Raw genomic sequence first — 16,295 nt, 5'->3', positions numbered from 1 at the left:
AGCCGAGAGTGGGGGAGAAACCGAGAGCGTGGGGAAAGGCGGCGCCCGGGGCCCGTCGGATCCGGCCGGCCGTGCTCCCGCGATCAGGCCTTTCCTGCTGACCGCCGGCCGGGTGGCGGGGGGCGGCGCCGGCCCACCGCTCCCGGTCGAGACCCAGGTCGTGGCGACGTCGTCCGGTCTCGCCGTGCTGGGCTCGCTCGCCTTCGAACAACACGACATCATCGCCGCCTGCCGAAGGCCGCAGTCGGTGGCGGAACTCGCCGCGCGGCTGCACCTGCACCTCAACGTGGTCCGGGTGCTGGCGGAGGACCTGCGTGCCGCCGGACATCTGACGGTGCACGTCCCGAACGCCAGGACAACCCAGGACATCTCCGTACTGCGAAGGGTTATTGATGGTCTCCGCGCCGTCCCCGACTCACGGGACACACTCCGCGACAGCGGTTGAACAGCCGCCGGTACCGGTCAAGTTGGTCATTGCGGGCGGCTTCGGCGTCGGCAAGACCACGACCGTGGGCGCGATCTCCGAGATCCGGCCGCTGACCACGGAGGCCGCCATCACCGAGGTCGCGGCGGGCGTGGACGATCTCTCCCACACCCCGGAGAAGACCACCACCACGGTCGCCATGGACTTCGGCTGCGTCACCATCGACCCGACGCTGAAGCTCTATCTGTTCGGCACGCCGGGCCAGGACCGGTTCGGGTTCATGTGGGACGACGTGGTCGAGGGCGCTCTCGGCGCTCTGGTGATCGTGGACACCCGCCGCCTGGACGACTGCTACGCCGCGGTGGACTACTTCGAGCACAAGAACATGCCGTTCGCCGTCGCCGTGAACGCGTTCGACGGCGAGGTCCACCACGACCTCGACGAGGTCCGGTGGGCACTGGACGTCTCCGACCACGTCCCGCTCCTCGTCTTCGACGCACGCAACACCGGCTCGGTCCGCGACGCCCTGCTGGTCGTACTCGAAGCCGCCCTGTCCCGCGCGGAGCGCACCGCCGGGCGCTGACTCCCGGGGCCCCCTCCAGCCGATGCACCGTTGCTCGGCGTGCGCCGGCCCGCTCCGCGGCGGCGAGCGCCACCCGGTGCGTGCTGTCCCACCGTGTCCACGCCTCGGCGAGGAAGAAGTGCCCGCGCAGCGCGTCGGCGAGCAGCCGGCTGCGCTCCGGGGCCGGGGACCGGGCGGCGGCCCGGCAGATGCCCGCGAGGTTGTCCAGTTCGGCGGACAGCCACGAATCGGCCAGGTCCTTCCTGGCGTTGTAGCTGATGAACGCGTCGTAGGGCGGCATCCCGCCGACGGTCTCCGCTCTCCACCGTCCCCCGTAGAAGTGCCCCCGCATTCCGGAACACGAGCGAACGCCGCGGCCCGGCACGGTCACCCGATTGTGCCCGCCGGGACTGACACGGCGGTAACTCGTGGCGGCCCGAGCGGCGTTCGGTCAGGTCCCGGTCCGGCGACTCAGCCAGGAGCGGTGACCGGCTGCTGACGGGTGTCCACCACGCTCCGCAGCTTGCCGGTGCCGGGGGTCCGTTCGAGGTCGGCGCGGTCCGTCTCCGTCACCTCCAGCCCCAGCAGCCCCTCGGCGACGGCCGTCCGCAGCTCGGGGTAGCCGGCGAGGAACACCTCGCGGGCCCGCGGGGCGCGCGGCTCGCCGCCCGCCCGCTCCAGGCGGACGGTGAGGTGCTCCCGCAGCCCGTCGTGGGCGAGCACGATCTGCGTCTCGCCCCGGTGGCCCAGGGACTCCTCGGCGAGCGTGACGAACCGGCGGTAGTTGAGGAAGTACGTGGCCACCCGCATCACGTCCCCGAGCCGCCCCAGCAGCTCGAAGCGCGGGGCGCGGTTGCCGCAGGGACAGGGGCCCGGTACGGCTCGGCCGAGGTCGCCGATGACGTACCGGCCCAGGTCCTGGCCCCGCCGCGCACGCGTGGCGAACACCAGCCGGCCGGTCTCGCCGTCGGCCACCGGTCGGTCCTCGTCGACGTCGAGGATCTCCAGGGCGTGCAGATCGGCGTGGAGGTGGTGCACGCCCCCGGTGCTCTCGGTGCACTGGTAGCCCAGCGGGCCCAGGTCCGTGCTGCCGTAGGTGAGCGAGCGGACCGTCTCGATGCCGAAGTCCTCCGCGAGCACCCGCCGCTGCTCGGCGGTGAAGTGCTCGCCGCCGTAGAAGATCCGGCGGATCCCGCCGTAGGCGCGCAGCAGGTCGCTCTGGTCGTGCAGCAGCTGCCACAGGTACGAGGGCATGCCGAACAGCGTGTCGACCTCGCACTCCACCAGCGCCTGCGCCGTCGCCCGGTGGTCGGGGCCGGCCGCCAGCGGTATCTGCACCCCGCCCAGCCGCTCCAGTATGGAGAAGAAGCTGATGAACCCGCCGTACATGCCGCCGCAGTAGAAGAGGTTGGCGGTCCGGTCGCGGCGCGGGTCGTAGCCGGCGGCCAGCAGACCGCGGGCGGCGGCGTGCATCTGCGCGTCGTAGTCCTCGTAGGTGAACAGCGACAGCGCGGGGGCGCCGGTGCTGCCGCCGCTGCGGAAATACAGCTCGACGTCGGCCCGGGAGACCTGCTCGTTCAGTTCCCGCACCGCGGCCTTGTCGCGCAGCGGCCCGCGCCGCGCGGGCGGCGGCACCAGGCGTACCAGATCGTCGAGGCAGGCCACGGTGGCGAACCGCTCGTCGGCCTGCACCGCCACGCGGCGGCTGTAGCGCTGCAGCGCGTACACCCCGTCGTGCGGTTCGCCGGAGTAGCCCGACAGCATCGCGCCCAGCGGCGTGACCCGCGTGGCGCCGGCGGTCAGCACCAGGTGGGAGAGCTCGGCGACGTCGGTGCGATCGCCCGCCACGCCGGCCGTCTGCAGGTAGCGGCGCATCGGCCGCAGCACTGCCAGGGCGCGCTTGCGCGGCAGCGGCTTGACCCAGATGCTCCGGTGCAGCGGGGACGCGGTGAGCGCCGGCCGGGTATCGGCGATCACGCGCCAGGAGCCGTCGGCCGCCGCGTGGACGCGCGTGAGTCCGAGGTGTTCCTCCAGCCGGGCGATCAGCTCGGTGGTGGTGACCTCCGCCTCCTCTGCGATGCCGGGCGGGTCGGCGGCCGGGGCGGGCGCCGCGGCCAGCACGCCGGCGAGACGCTCGGCGAACGCGAAGACCTCCTCCTCGTCGTCGGTGTCGAGGTAGACCACCTGCGGGCTGGAGCACGCCTGTTGCTCGTATGCGCAGACGTCGGCGGCCAGTGCCGCGAGCGCCTGGTCGTCGTGCCAGGCGGCGCGCGCCAGATAGGCGAAGGAGATCCTGTGGCCCCACTCCACCAGGCGGCAGCCGGGCGGTACGTGTTCGGCGACGCCCGCGACGGCCGCCTCCCCGCCCCACACCGCGACCGCGTCGGCGGGCGCGCACATCATGCGCAGCCACTCCTGCCGCGACGAGGGGAAGCGCAGCACGATCACGCGCTCGCAGACGGCTCCCGTGGGGTCCAGCGCGGCCAGTTCGGCCAGGACGTGCTGGGCGAACAGCGAGTCGCCGGAGCTGGTCTTGAGCACGTTGACGTTGCCGGTGAGCAGGCCCTCGACGACGCTGAGCGGGGCGACGGTCGCGGCGTTGCCGGGCGCGATGTGGGCGACCAGACCCACCGGCGCCCATGCCTCGTAGGCGGTCTCCTTCGCGTCGGGCCGGGTCAGCCGCCGGGGCGCCGTGCCGCCCAGTTCGCGACGGAGTTTGCGGGTCAGCTCGGCGCGGGTGAGGGCCAGGCCCAGTTCGGCGAGCACGCCCTCGTCCTCGTCGGCGGGCAGCTGTGCGGCCAGGCGCAGACGCGTCGGGTGCGCGGGGTCGAGCAGGGCGGTGGCCAGCGCGTCGCACGCGGACAGCACGGCCGCGGTGTCGATCGGGGTGGCGAGGACGGCCTCGACGGTGTCGGCCAGGGTCGCCAGGCGGCGGCCCGCCTCCTCCTCGCCGATGAACGAGTTCTGCCAGTAGTGGTGGAGGTCGGCTGGTGTGCTCGCAGGCGGTGTCGTCACGACAGTCCCTTCATCAGTTCGGCGGCGGCCACCGCACAGCTTCGGTTGCGGCTCACTCCGGCCCGGCCGAGGACGGTGAACCAGGGTGTGTCCAGGTCGCACGGGCACTCCCGGCCCGGCTGCAGGGTCGCCAGGTCCCCCATGACGACGCTCTGCGCGGGCACGGAGGTGATGTACGGGGAGACCAGGTGGAGGAAACCGGGCTCGCCGTGGGGCAACGGCTCCAGCGTGCGTGTCGAGCGGACGAACACCCGTGACCACACGGGGGCGTGCAGCCGGTGGTGGTCGCATTCGATGTAGGGAACGCAGTGCTCGACCGAGCCGAAGGTGTCGCGGATCCGTTCCGACGGCACACCCAGCTGCTCGGTGACGCGTGCGTACAGCTCCTCCTTGCCGATCTGCCGGTCGGTGTGGCCCTTCCAGCCACCGCCGAGCACGATCAGGGAGCCCTCCGGGAGGCGCAGCGGCGGCAGCTCCATGGCCCGCATCCGCTCCAGGGTGAACCAGAGGAAGGCGGGAAAGCCCAGGATCCGCACCGGTGCGTCGTCCTGGGCGAACCGCCGTAGCGCGGCGACGGTGCCGAACGGGTCGAACTCGTGGCCGCCGCCGGTGTGCCGCAGCGCGTACTCCACCTGCCGGGCGGGCGCGAAGTCGCACAGGTAGTTGTCGGTGAAGGCGGTGCCCAGTTTCAGGCCGGGTGCCGGCTCGTAGCTGTAGAGCAGGTAGTTGACCTCTTGGTCGGGAGTGATCCAGCCGTTGCGCTCGAAGATCCGGGCGACCATGCGCTGGGCTGCGCGGATGGTCCAGCGGTCGAAGAACATCTGCGACTTCTGGCCGGTGGTGCCCGAGGAGGTCAGGTGCAACTCCACCTCGTCCCGGGGGATGGAGAGCACCTCGTGCCGCTTGAAGAAGTTGGCGTGCAGGAGAGGAGCGCCGTACGCCTCGGCCGCACCCCGGCCGGCCCGCTCCGACAGCGAGCGGAAGAACGGGGAGCGGTCCGCGTGCCAGGCGTTGATCTCCGCCATGGCCGCGGCGAACAGCTCGTCCTGCCGGGGGCCGCAGGCGTACGGATCGGTGAGATCGCACAGCTCCTGGACCCGCGGCAGCAGGGTGGGGTCGGGGACCTCGACGGGGGCGAGGTGGGGATTGACGAGGGAACTGCTCACGGTCATCAGGCAACCTCGAAAGGGGGCAGGTAGGTCGACGCCCAGGTCGACAAGTAGGCGTCCAGGTAGGGCTGCAGGGGGCCGTCGGCGACCACGCCGCGGAAGTCGATCTGTTCGGCGGTCCGCGACATCACCACGTAGTCGTGGCGGCCGTCGCCGTCGGGCTCGGGGCGCATCGCCGGATAGAGCGCGCTGGGGATGAAGCCCTGCGCGAGGAACGTCGACAGCAGGTCGTGCCGCGCCAGCGGCAGCAGCGCCTCGACGTAACCGGCACCGGCCCTGGTCAGGACCCGGTTGACGGGCTCCAGCCAGGCGGCCGCGGCCTCCGGTTCGGGGTGCGCGGCGACCAGGGAGCAGTAGCGTCCGGCCCGGTTGAGGTACGCGTACACCTCGAAACCGTCGTCGTCGGGCACGAGCAGGGTGTTGGGCAGGTGCAGTGGGTAGAACCAGCGCTCGGCGCCGGGGAACCGGTCGCGGAAGCGGCGGCGGACGAAGCCGGGTGCCTCGATCATCTCCAGCCGGTCGGCCGGGGCGGCCGGGCGGGCCGGCACGGGGCGCGGTGCGGTCGTGCGGGTCAGTCCGTAGTCGATGCCCAGGCTGCGTTCGGCGGCACGGAGCAGGGGGGCCAACGGGGCCGGCACCTCGGCGACGGGGACGCGGCGGTCGAGCACGCCCGCGGAATGACGCGCGTAGAGCGCGAGGCTTTCACGGGTGCTGAGGTCCACGGCGTTGGCCAGCAGGCCCAGTGGCCGAAAGCCGTTGCGGGCGACGACACGCTGCGGACCGGCGCCGACGGTACGGACGGTGGCGTACACCGAATCCAGGCGACGGGTCCCCAGCGTGCGCCGGCACAGCTCGTCGGTGAGCGCCGAGGCCAGCCCGCCGGCCCGGTGACCGGGGTGCACGGCCAGGCCCTCCAGCCGGCCCACCCGGCCGCCCGGCTCGCCGTGGATCGCGGCCGACGCGATGAGGGCGCCGGTGTCCGGGCAGCGCGCGACCAGCCAGAGCGTGTCCGGGTCGCCGATGAGCCGCGACATCTCCGCGGGGTCGGTCCCCAGAGCACCGGGGTAGTGCGGCCCGTAGACGGCGTAGTAGAGCTGGCGCAGCTCGGCGATGTCGGCCGGCGACGCCGGGACGATCGCGGCGGTCATCGTTCTCCTCCGGTGGCCACGAACTCAGGGGACGGATCGGACGGGTGGGGCTGCTGCTGCACTCCGGCCTGCCCGCGATCCCGGCCGTCCGCGTCCGGCCCGCGCAGCAGCGCCAGCGCGATCGCCGCGGGCACCAGCCCCGCGGCCTGGACCAGGCACAGCGTCCGCGCCGGAAGGTGGTCGCCGAGCAGGCCGAACAGCAGCGAGGCGACGGGAAAGGACGCGCCGAGCACGGCCTGCATGACGGCGAAGAAGCCGGGCTTGTCCGCGGGCGGCACGAGCCGCTGGAACAGGGCGACGAAGCGCACGCCGATGACGCCCACGCACCAGCCGGCCACCACCAGGCAGCCCGCCAGGACCAGCCGCCCGGCCACCAGGTGGGCCACGGCGAACGCCGCTGCCATCACGGCCAGCAGAACGGCCCCCAGGCGCGTGGGCCGGCCGGGCACCCGGGCGCCGGTGATCGAGCCGAGCAGCGTGCCCGTGCCCAGCCCCGCTTCCAGCAGCGCCACGGTGGAACCGCCGCCACCGAGCTCCGACTTGGTGTAGAGCGGGATGACCACGAAGACGGCCGTGGTGAACAGGTTGGCCGCGGTGAAGCAGACCAGGATCTTCCGGATGGCCGGCAGCCCGGCCAGCACCTCGCGCAACCCGCGCGCCGTGCCGGCCCCGGCCGCCGCGCCGTCCTGCGCCTCCTGCGCCTCCTGCGGCTCCGGTGCGGCGGCCGGGCGGAAGCGGACCGTCGTGACGAGGAGCGCGGCGGCCAGGTAGGCGGCCGCACAGCCGGCGGCCAGCCCGGCCACGCCGGCCGCGTCCACGACCAGCGCGCCCAGCAGCGCACCGCCCAGGCTCGCCAGCGACTGTGTGGACAGCTCGAAACCGGTGGCGGCCTCGATGTCCTCGTCGTCGACGAGTTCGGGGACGGATGTGGTGAGGCAGGGGTCGAAGAACGCCTGGCACGAGGCCAGTACCAGCGTCGCCGCGTAGGCGGCCGCCGCGGGCGGCGCGCTGCCGTACGCCACCAGGGCCAGCAGCAGGACGGCGGCACCGGCCGTCGCCGCGGCCGTACGCAACACCGACCGGTGCGAGAGACGGGCCACGGCCCGGGCGACCACGGGCGCCAGCGCCACGGCCGGCAGCGTGCTGACGGCCATGAACAGGCCCGAGGCCAGCCCCCGTCCGGCGCCGACCGCGTACGCCACCAGCCACCACGCCACGCCGACCTGGAACATGCGTACCGCGGCCTGGGTCAGCACCTGGCCCAGCCAGACCGCGCCGAAGGCACGGTTGCGCAGGACGAGCGGCAGCCTGCGCCGCTGCCTCACGGTGGTGGCGGTCACGCGGTCGGCCTCTCGTCGACCACGCGGACCAGCTTGCCCGAGCGGGGGTTGACCACCAGGTCGGCGTGGCGTGCCCACTCGACGGCGAGCGGGTGGACGTGCCCGGCGGCCACGCTCTCCGGGTACAGCGGCCGGGCCCGGTTCAGCCCGTCGACGACCGTACCGCCCAGGGCGGTAAGCCCCCGGCCGTCGTCACCGGGCGCCGTGACCAGGCGCAGCACGAGCCCGTCGCGGCCCTCCCAGCGCCGCACCACGAGCTGGGTGCCCACGATGCGCCCGCCGGAATCCGCCGTGGCGACGGCGTCCTGCGCGTCCTGCGCGAACAGCGACACCGGTCCCACGCGCACCCCCTCGTCGGCCCGGCCCAGGATGCGGAAGCAGCCGGCCTCGGGGTCCGTCCACTCGGCGCGGTCTCCGGCGGGGTAGCGCAGGACGGGCATGAGGCGGCGGTAGAGCTGGGTCACCACGACGCGCCCCGGCCGGCCGGTCTCCCGAATGGGCTCCCCGGTCGTCTCGTCGAGGATCTCCAAGGCGGTGTGCGGGGTGAAGGTGCGATGCACACGCGGGTCCGGCCCGGGGACGGGACGGCCGAGGAGGCCGGCGTCGACGCTCGCATAACCCAGCGACCGCGGTTCGGCGTTGGGGAACGCGGCGGCCAGCAGGGGCCGCTGGTCGGCGAACAGCGGCTCGCCGCCGAAGAACAGCAGCTCCACTGCGGGCAGCTGACGACCCGTGGTCACCAGGTGCGCGGCGAGCCGGCACAGCGTGGTCGGGGTGCCCGCCACCACCTGCGCCCGGAAGTCCTCGAGTGCGGGGACGGTGGTCTCCACGGGAGCGGCCCCGCCGATGGGGAGACGGACGTTGGCGACGGGGGCGTGGGCCAGGGAGTCCAGGACGAAGAGGAAGCTGGCGTACAGGTCGCCGGCGTAGAACAGGTCCGCCACCCGGTGCCCCGGACGCAGCCCGGCGTCCACGAGGCCCTGGCCGAAGGCGGTGACGAACTCCCGCCACTCCTCACGGCCGTAGTACGAGAACTTCGGCGCGCCGGTGGTTCCGCCGGTCTTGTAGACGACCGCCTCCGTCAGCGGGCCGGTCAGCACGCGGTTGTTCTGGACGGTGTTGGCCGCCCAGTAGGCGTCCTGGTCCACGACGGGCAGCGCGGTGAGGTCCGTCACGGCCGGCGGGAGCGCCGCGTAGAGCTCGGAGTAGAAGGGAGAGTTGTCGCGGGCGTGACGTACGAGGTGCGCTAACGGATGAACGGACATGCGGCCTCTGCCTAGGTGGTGCGGACGGTAGCGGTTGGGGTCTGCCGGCACGGCGAAGCTGCGACGAGGGCGCAGAGAGGCGCCCGTGCGTCACGTGCCGGTTCACGATGTCGTTCCGCGGGGGGCGTGAGTACCGCCCTCCCGGCGTCGTGCCGTCGTCGAATCCGACGTTCCGTCACGAGGGAACGCCGTAGAAGATATCGCACATGAGAGACACACCTGGACACATGCAAGGCAAAGCTGACCAGAAACCTCTGTTTCATCGATTCCGCGGGGCGGTGGCGGTCGGGCGGGTGACCGCGAGACGCCGGCCGCGGTCATGTCCGCGGCCACCCCCGCCCGCACCTCACGGCAGTTGCCGCGGCCTTCCGCCCCCCGCGCGGCCGACCGCCTACCACCGGCTCACCGCGCGGACGACAACGAGTAGGATCGTTGGCGACATCGCGTGTCGGTCACCGGCTGGGTGAGGCATGGAGGTGTTGGGAGATGCCCACGGAGGCATTCCTTGTCAGTTGAGTTGAACCACACGATCGTCCACGCCCGGGACAACCGGGAGTCCGCGGAGTTCTTCGCGGGCCTGTTGGGCCTTGAGATCACCGCCGAGTGGGGCCCGTTCATCGCCGTCGACCTGAGCAACGGCGTCACGCTGGACTTCGCCACGATCCCCGCCGACAGGATCACCCCGCAGCACTACGCCTTCCTGATCTCCGAGGAGGAGTTCGACGCGGCGTACGCGCAGATCAGGCGGCGCGACATCGAACACTACGCCGACCCCCACCAGAAGCAGCCCGGCACGATCAACCACAACGACGGCGGCCGCGGCGTGTACTTCATGGACCCGACGGGCCACGCCATGGAACTGATCACCGTGCCCTACGGCGGCTGGCCTTCGTAAGCACACCCGCCGAGGGCTGCACCTCCCTCCGGGGTGCGGCCCTCGGCGGCTGCTCACGGCCGACGGTCTTGCCCGGGGAGAACCCGGTCCCGGCACCAGTCCCCTTGGTGTCGATCGGCTAGGAGCACCAGAAGAGGAAGCAGGTCCGCGGCCGTGTGGGGCGTGGTGCGGGCGTCGGGTTCGACCCCGCGTTCGTGGGTGAGGGCTGTGGCCGGGGTGGCTCCTCGGCGGGGGGTCGGGTGGCGGCGGGCGGCGCCGTGGTCGCGGCTGCGGGAACCGCGGAGGGGGAGACGGAGACGTCCGATGCCGATGTCGAGGGCTTCGCGGTGTGCGACGGGCGAGCCGGCTCTCCCGCGGTCCGGCCCGGTGCGGGCTGCGCGGTGGCGGACGCGTCGACGGGCGTGGGCGACGCCTGCGACTCCGTGTGCTCTGCGGGTGTCGGACCAGTGGGCAGCAGTTCCCCCGACAGGCCCGTCGCGACGACGCCGACCAGTACGACCCCACCGGCGACGCCGAGGGCCAGCTTGGTCTTGCCGCCCTTGCGGCGTCGCGCCCGGCGCGGGCCCTTGCTGCGGCGGCGCGTCGTCGACGTCCGGTGGGAGGCGTACGCTCCGTCGCCCTCACCGGCAGCCGCAGCCGCGTCGGATCCGGCGGCCGTGCCGGGGTCGAAGTCTCCATCGGCCGGGCCGGGTCCGTCGGGTTGGCCGCCCTGTTCGGGAAAGGGCCCGGTCTGGTACGACTCCAGGGGCTCGTACGCCTGCGTCTGCTCGTAGGTGTGCGGGGCCCCGAGGCTCCCGTCGTACCCGTAGGTTCCCGTGTGCCCGTAGACCGGCGGCTCGGGCATCGGCGGTACGTCGCTCCGGTAGAGGGGGTGCGGCCGTGCTGAGGGGTACCCGGTGGCTACGCCACCATGGGCACGGCGACACGTCGGGCACACCTCCGCCCCATCGAGATAGCTCCCGCATCCCACGCAGTAGTCCATGCGGTTGTCCGTTTCCTCCGGTCGCCGCCCCCGCCCCCCCCGATTGCGGCACCCTACTGGCGCGGCGATGTCCGGCCCACCCCGCCCCCTCGCCAGGCCCGAGCTGTACCGATGCGCCCCTGGTGCGGCACTACGCCCTGCCGACCCCCGGCTTGCCCGGTTGGCCGACAGCGAACGCGTGGAGGGCGCAGGTTCTCTTGCGGCACCGTGACCGTCGCGGCCGTTCGTGTCCGGCCCGGCGCATGACCGGCCGGACCCGGCCTAGCGCGAGCCGAGGAACTCGATCGCCCGCCGGGTCAGGAGCGCGGCGGCGTCCGGGTCGTAGGAAGGCAGCGAACCGTCCGCGAACAAGTGCTGGTCTCCGGGGTACAGGAACATCTCCGCGTCGGCGCAGTCGGAGACGAGTGCGCGGGCCGCGTCGATGTCCTCGGCGAAGAACGCATCGCCTTCCTTCGCATGCACCTGTACCGGCACACCGTGAGGCCAGGCCGCGCCGTACTCCGACACGGGGATGCAGGCGTGGAACAGCAGGGCGCCCCGCGCACCCGGCCGGGTCTGCGCCAGCTTCTGGGCGGGCAGCACACCGAGCGAGAAGCCGATGTAAACGGTGTCCTGCGGCAGGTGCTCGGCCGCACGGACGCCGCGGTCGGTGATCTCGCCGAAGCCGATCTGCTCGACGTGGCCCATGCCCTCCTCAAGGGAGCCGAAGGCAAGCCCGTCGAAGAGATCGGGCGTGTGGACGGTGTGGCCGGCCGCGCGGAGTTCGTCGGCGAAAGCGGCGACTCCGGGAGTCAGCCCCTGCGCGTGATGGAACAGTACGACCTGTGTCATGCCCGAACCCCTTGCTTGTGGGAAGCGAATGATCCGGAACTGTAGAACGTCGTGCGGACCCGCGGGGTGCGGGCCGTCGACGAGCGCTGCTACGGCCGCACCGCGCGCATCTTCCGCGTCGGCACGGCCGGCCCGACCGACGCGGACGCCACGCCGTACTGCAACAACGGTCACCGACACACACGATGCGGGACGAACCGACCTAGCCTTCGGGCCGGGACACCCTGCCCACGGTGGCGACCAGGGTACGCAGGAGGCCCGTGCCGGCGAGCACGACCGAGGAGACCGGCCGTCCCACCCATCGCGCCAGGTCGCCCTGGAGGTCGGGATCCACCTCGAGGGTCACCCTGATGTATCGGCTCTGCAGCGTGGTGACCTTGGTGTGCCGGGGTGCGGAGCCGTCCCGCCCGCGATCGCCGCGCGCTTCGCGCTGCAATGCCGCGCGGTAGTTGTCCTTGCGCTGGCTCATACCTCATCCTGACGCTTGATCAGTTCCTCCGCGAAGTCCATGTACGCCGAGCCCTTGGCCTGGACCGGGTTCCCGAAGGACTGGGCGTACAGGTCGAGCCGCGCGATCTGGGTGTCCAGCACTTCGAAACCCCGCTCGGTGAGTGCCTCGCGAGCGTCGGCGTCGGGCCCGGTGCGCGTGGCATCGGGACGGTTGGTGCGATTGAGCAGGACCGCCGTGCGGGCCGGTTCGGCGCGCAGGGACTGCACGTCCGCCATCTCACCGCGGATGGGAGCCATCCGGTCCAGTTCGATGGGGGCGGGGGTCACGGGCACGATCCACTCACCGGCGTACCTCATGATGCTGCGGGCGATGCGGGGATGGTCCTCCAGCTGGGGCGCATCGAGCACGACGGCCTGCCGGTTGCCGAGGAAGTCGTTCACGCGACGGTGGACGTCCCCCACCGGCAGGGCGATCACCGGAAACGGAAAGCCACCGGCCAGCTCGCTCCAGCGCAGCGCGGACGCGGCCGGGTCCCCGTCGACCAGCAGCGGCGACAGACCCGACTCATGGAGCGCGTGGGCCAGCCACACAGCACTCGTCGTCTTTCCGACGCCGGGTTTGAGGTTCACAAACGCACAGCTCAATGGCACAAGCTGACAATAACGGTCATGATCGTCCAGTCTCGGTCGCCGCGAGGGCGTGGCTTCGTGGTTCACCCGTAAGCAGTGAGGAACGGCGGGCACCCGGTCGTGGTCACGGCCGACCGTGTCCGTGGCGGTCCGAGCGTGCCCTAACCGAGAAAGCTCAACCGCACCCGCCGATCCGGGTTGTCGACGTTGGTGTCGACCAGGCACACCGACTGCCAAGTGCCCAGCGCCAGTTCTCCCCCGATGACGGGCAGTGTGGCGTGCGGGGGCACGAGCGCGGGGAGCACGTGGTCGCGGCCGTGGCCGGGGCTTCCGTGTTTGTGCTGCCAGCGGTCGTCCGCGGGGAGGAGGTCGCCGAGGGCGGTCAGCAGGTCCTCGTCGCTGCCGGCGCCGGTCTCCACCAGTGCGACGCCCGTTGTGGCGTGGGGGGTGAAGACGTTCAGCAGCCCGTCACGTCCCTGGGCGACGTCCCGCAGGAAGGACGCGCACTCCCGGGTCAGGTCGTGGACCGTCTCGCGGGAGCCGGTCCGTACGTCGATCTCTCGTGTCGTGAAGGTCTCAGCCATGGAGGGACCTTCTCAGAGTCGACGGGGCCGGTGGGAGGCGACTCGGCCGGGTGGGTCCTGATGGGGGCCGGTGGCCGTGGCCGGGGGTGTACCCAGGTACACCCCCGGCCGGCATGCAGGTCCAATGGCGACGGCCCCGTGAGGCGGCATCGTCGGTGTCATGCGAATGACACCTGTGGACATCAGGGCGATGGCCTCGTTCCTCGCCGTCACCTTCCTGGCAGCCGGCGTGCTGGGCGCGGTCCAGCCCACGACGGGGATATCGGTCGAGGTGATCCAGCTGACCCAGTTCGGTCCCGCCCTCGGGGTGGGGGTCGCCGCGATGCTGTGGCCGGGGCGCGTACGGGCGCTGCTCACGAGCGGCCGGCGGGGCGGCGGCCATGGGACGGCGCTGATCGTGACGGCGCCGCTGATCATCGCGGTGAGTGCCGGCGCGTACGCGGCGTTCAGCGGGGACATGCGGTTCACGCGTCCGGATGCCCCGTTCGCGCTGATCGCCTCGGCGCAGCTGATCGGCGCGTGCGGCGAGGAGATCGGGTGGCGCTGCTTCTTGCAGCCGCTGCTGCGCACGCGTTTCGGGCCCCTTGCCTCCTCGGTCGCGGTGGGCATCGTGTGGGGCGTCTGGCACGTCCAGGTGTTCGCGCAACACCCCGTGTACGCGGGGGCGTTCCTGGTGGCGGCGGTGTCCATGTCGGTGGTGATGGGGTGGGCCCTCGAAGGAGCGCGGGCTTGCGGGCTGCTGTTCGCGGGGGGCTTCCACGCGCTGGTCAACCTCGGCATGCTGCTGTTCATGGACGAGGAGTCCGGCGCGGTGCTCCCGATGGTGCTGTTCGGCGTCTCGTGTCTGGTGGCGGCGGTCGGGTGGACGTTGCTGGGCGCCGGGCGGGGGTGGGCGACGGCGGCGGCACCGGCTAAGCTCACCGCGATCATGGAAGATGTTCGATAAGCCGCGCGAGGTCGTCGCCCGCGCCGGTATCGCCCTCGGCCGGTGCCAGCTGACGAGTCTGCATGCGCTCGCGGCGTCGGCGGCCGGTTCGTTGGTGGTACTGGCGCTGCTGCTGTTGCCGGTGGGCATCGGCTTCCGGCTGCTGCCGCCTGCCGCGCGAGCCCTGCGCGCGCTGTCCGACCGCTCCCGCTCGCGCACCGCCCGCTGGACGGACGTCCGTCTCGGCCCGCCCGAGCCGCTGCCCGCCGCCCCCGGTGCGAACGCCCGCAAGAGGTCGGGGGCGATCCTGGCCGACGAGGGGTTCTGGCGTGACGTCGGGTGGGCGTGGTGGGAGCCGGTGACCGGCGGGCTCCTGGTGGCCCTCCCCCTCGCCCTGGTCGAGTACGGGGCGTTCGGCGCGCTGGTGCAGCCTTTCGTCTGGCGGCTCATCGACGACGGCAACTGGTACGCGTTCGTCCCGGTGCACACCACCGCGACCATGCTCGCCGCGCTGCTGCTGGGGCTCGTCTTCATGGCCGCCGGCCTGCTCGCCGCCCCCGCCGTGCTCCGCCTGCACGCCCGGGTGAGCCGGCCGCTGCTGTCGGCACCGCGCAGCACGCAGCTCACCCGGCGGATCGAGCGGCTCACCGACACCCGCGGCCGGGCCCTGGACACCCTCGCCGCCGAGCTGCGGCGCGTCGAACGAGACCTGCACGACGGCGCGCAGGCCCGGCTGGTCGCCCTGGGGATGACACTGGACCGGGCCACCCGCCTGCTGGAGACGGACCCGGAGGCGGCACGTGAACTCCTGCTGGAGGTCCGCAGCACGTCCGAGCGGGCCCTGCAGGACCTGCGCGACCTGGTCCACGGCATCCACCCGCCGGTCCTCGCCGACCGCGGCCTGGGCGACGCGGTCCGGTCGCTGGCGCTCGACAGCTTCCTCGACGTCCATGTCGCCGCGCGGCTGCCGGGCCGGCACCCGGCGCCCGTGGAGTCCGCGGCCTACTTCGCGGTGAGCGAGGCGCTGGCGAACGCGGCGAAGCACTCCGGAGCCCGCGAGGTCCACATAGCCCTGACACACGAGGACGGCCTGTTGCGCATCGTCGTCACAGACGACGGCCAAGGGGGTGCCGACCTCTCCCGGGGTACCGGACTGGCCGGCGTGCGGCAGCGGTTGGATACCTTCGATGGCACTCTCGCCCTGCACAGCCCGCAGGGCGGACCGACCACCGTGACGATGGAGATTCCGTGCGCGTTGTCCTCGCCGAAGACCTCTTCCTGCTGAGGGACGGGCTGACCCGCACACTCCGGGAGCACGGCTGCGAGGTCGTGGCGGTGGACAACGGCCCGTCCCTGCTGCGTGCGCTGCTCGACGAGGGCGACGCGGCACCGGACATCGCGGTGGTGGACGTGCGGCTGCCGCCGACCTTCACCGACGAGGGCCTGCAGGTGGCCCTGGAGGCCCGTCGCCGGCGCCCCGGCCTGCCCGTCCTCGTCCTCTCCCAGTACGTCGAGCAGCTCTACGCCAACGAGTTGCTGGCCGGAGGAGAGGGAGCCGTCGGGTATCTGCTCAAGGACCGGGTGACCCACACCGAGCAGTTCGTCGACGCGGTGCGGTGCGTCGCCGCCGGCGGCACGGTGATGGACCCCCAGGTCATCTCCCGCCTGTTGTCGCGCGGCGACGCCCGCGGCACGATCGGGAGCCTGACGCCACGTGAGCGCGACGTCCTGGAACTGATGGCGGAGGGCAGGTCGAACGCCGCGATCGCCGGTGGTCTGCACATCAGCGAGAGCGCCGTCGCCAAGCACACCGCCGGTATCTTCACCAAGCTCCGGATCAGCCCGTCGACGGACGACAATCGCAGGGTGCTGGCCGTGCTGGCCTATCTCAGGAGCTGAGCGCGGGCGCGCGCCGCGGGTTCGTCCCGGTCCAGGGCGACTGCTGCCGGGCAATGCGGCGGTATCCGCCGGCGGGGAAATGGGCGCGGCAGGCGTTTCCCGCAAGGGCGAAGCCGTGTTCCCGCCATGCTCCGGCAACAAAGGTCCAGTTGCCGAGACGGTGTTTGACCCCTCTC

General features: G+C 72.5%; 16 protein-coding genes. 6 read left to right on the top strand and 10 right to left on the bottom strand.

Annotated elements, in window-relative coordinates; all coding sequences use genetic code 11:
• Nucleotides 1-28: 28 nt before the first annotated feature.
• Nucleotides 29-445, top strand: a complete 417-nt coding sequence (locus AC0680_RS02740; RefSeq protein ID WP_478624342.1) for a DUF742 domain-containing protein — start codon at nt 29-31, stop codon at nt 443-445.
• A complete protein-coding gene (locus AC0680_RS02735) occupies nt 393-1,007 on the top strand; it encodes a GTP-binding protein (RefSeq protein ID WP_478624341.1) in 615 nt (204 codons plus the stop codon). The genes AC0680_RS02740 and AC0680_RS02735 overlap by 53 nt, the downstream gene beginning before the upstream one ends.
• Before the next feature lie 450 nt (nt 1,008-1,457).
• Here AC0680_RS02735 and AC0680_RS02730 read toward each other — a convergent pair whose 3' ends face one another.
• The 5 genes from AC0680_RS02730 to AC0680_RS02710 are packed head-to-tail and all read right to left on the bottom strand — an operon-like array spanning nt 1,458 to nt 8,923.
• Nucleotides 1,458-4,001, bottom strand: coding sequence for an acyl-CoA reductase (locus AC0680_RS02730; protein ID WP_478624339.1), 2,544 nt, complete (start codon nt 3,999-4,001; stop codon nt 1,458-1,460).
• Nucleotides 3,998-5,173: a LuxE/PaaK family acyltransferase gene (locus tag AC0680_RS02725; RefSeq protein ID WP_478624337.1), complete on the bottom strand. Its 1,176-nt coding sequence runs from the start codon at nt 5,171-5,173 to the stop codon at nt 3,998-4,000. The genes AC0680_RS02730 and AC0680_RS02725 overlap by 4 nt, the downstream gene beginning before the upstream one ends.
• Nucleotides 5,173-6,318 carry a GNAT family N-acetyltransferase gene (locus AC0680_RS02720; RefSeq protein ID WP_478624335.1) on the bottom strand — a complete coding sequence of 382 codons (1,146 nt, stop codon included), beginning with the start codon at nt 6,316-6,318 and terminating at the stop codon, nt 5,173-5,175. The genes AC0680_RS02725 and AC0680_RS02720 overlap by 1 nt, the downstream gene beginning before the upstream one ends.
• The gene (locus AC0680_RS02715) at nt 6,315-7,658 is read right to left on the bottom strand and encodes an MFS transporter (protein ID WP_478624334.1); all 1,344 of its coding nucleotides are present in this window, start codon (nt 7,656-7,658) and stop codon (nt 6,315-6,317) included. Before AC0680_RS02715 ends, AC0680_RS02720 begins: the two co-directional genes overlap by 4 nt.
• Complete coding sequence (locus AC0680_RS02710; RefSeq protein WP_478624332.1) at nt 7,655-8,923, bottom strand: phenylacetate--CoA ligase family protein; 1,269 nt, start codon at nt 8,921-8,923, stop codon at nt 7,655-7,657. Before AC0680_RS02710 ends, AC0680_RS02715 begins: the two co-directional genes overlap by 4 nt.
• A gap of 505 nt (nt 8,924-9,428) precedes the next feature.
• Between AC0680_RS02710 and AC0680_RS02705 the strand changes: the two genes are divergently transcribed.
• Nucleotides 9,429-9,818: a VOC family protein gene (locus AC0680_RS02705; protein ID WP_478624330.1), complete on the top strand. Its 390-nt coding sequence runs from the start codon at nt 9,429-9,431 to the stop codon at nt 9,816-9,818.
• Between the two features lie 118 nt (nt 9,819-9,936).
• Here AC0680_RS02705 and AC0680_RS02700 read toward each other — a convergent pair whose 3' ends face one another.
• From AC0680_RS02700 to AC0680_RS02680, 5 genes are all read right to left on the bottom strand, one after another.
• Nucleotides 9,937-10,662, bottom strand: coding sequence for a hypothetical protein (locus tag AC0680_RS02700; protein WP_478624328.1), 726 nt, complete (start codon nt 10,660-10,662; stop codon nt 9,937-9,939).
• Between the two features lie 399 nt (nt 10,663-11,061).
• On the bottom strand, nt 11,062-11,631 hold the full coding sequence (locus AC0680_RS02695) for a dienelactone hydrolase family protein (protein WP_478624326.1): 570 nt from the start codon (nt 11,629-11,631) through the stop codon (nt 11,062-11,064).
• 202 nt (nt 11,632-11,833) lie between these two features.
• Nucleotides 11,834-12,100: a hypothetical protein gene (locus AC0680_RS02690; protein ID WP_478624324.1), complete on the bottom strand. Its 267-nt coding sequence runs from the start codon at nt 12,098-12,100 to the stop codon at nt 11,834-11,836.
• Nucleotides 12,097-12,711, bottom strand: a complete 615-nt coding sequence (locus AC0680_RS02685) for a nucleotide-binding protein (RefSeq protein WP_478624323.1) — start codon at nt 12,709-12,711, stop codon at nt 12,097-12,099. The genes AC0680_RS02690 and AC0680_RS02685 overlap by 4 nt, the downstream gene beginning before the upstream one ends.
• Before the next feature lie 161 nt (nt 12,712-12,872).
• The gene (locus AC0680_RS02680; RefSeq protein WP_478624322.1) at nt 12,873-13,295 is read right to left on the bottom strand and encodes a secondary thiamine-phosphate synthase enzyme YjbQ; all 423 of its coding nucleotides are present in this window, start codon (nt 13,293-13,295) and stop codon (nt 12,873-12,875) included.
• A gap of 160 nt (nt 13,296-13,455) precedes the next feature.
• On the opposite strand from AC0680_RS02680, the gene AC0680_RS02675 reads away from it, so the two are divergent.
• Genes AC0680_RS02675 through AC0680_RS02665 form a run of 3 tightly spaced genes read left to right on the top strand, consistent with a single transcriptional unit; the run spans nt 13,456 to nt 16,119 of the window.
• Nucleotides 13,456-14,241, top strand: coding sequence for a lysostaphin resistance A-like protein (locus tag AC0680_RS02675; RefSeq protein ID WP_478624321.1), 786 nt, complete (start codon nt 13,456-13,458; stop codon nt 14,239-14,241).
• Complete coding sequence (locus tag AC0680_RS02670; protein WP_478624319.1) at nt 14,231-15,505, top strand: sensor histidine kinase; 1,275 nt, start codon at nt 14,231-14,233, stop codon at nt 15,503-15,505. The genes AC0680_RS02675 and AC0680_RS02670 overlap by 11 nt, the downstream gene beginning before the upstream one ends.
• Nucleotides 15,469-16,119, top strand: coding sequence for a LuxR C-terminal-related transcriptional regulator (locus AC0680_RS02665; RefSeq protein WP_478624317.1), 651 nt, complete (start codon nt 15,469-15,471; stop codon nt 16,117-16,119). Before AC0680_RS02670 ends, AC0680_RS02665 begins: the two co-directional genes overlap by 37 nt.
• Nucleotides 16,120-16,295: the final 176 nt, after the last annotated feature.

Source organism: Streptomyces sp. NPDC043738, assembly GCF_056436545.1.
This window is presented reverse-complemented; position numbering and strand designations above follow the sequence as displayed.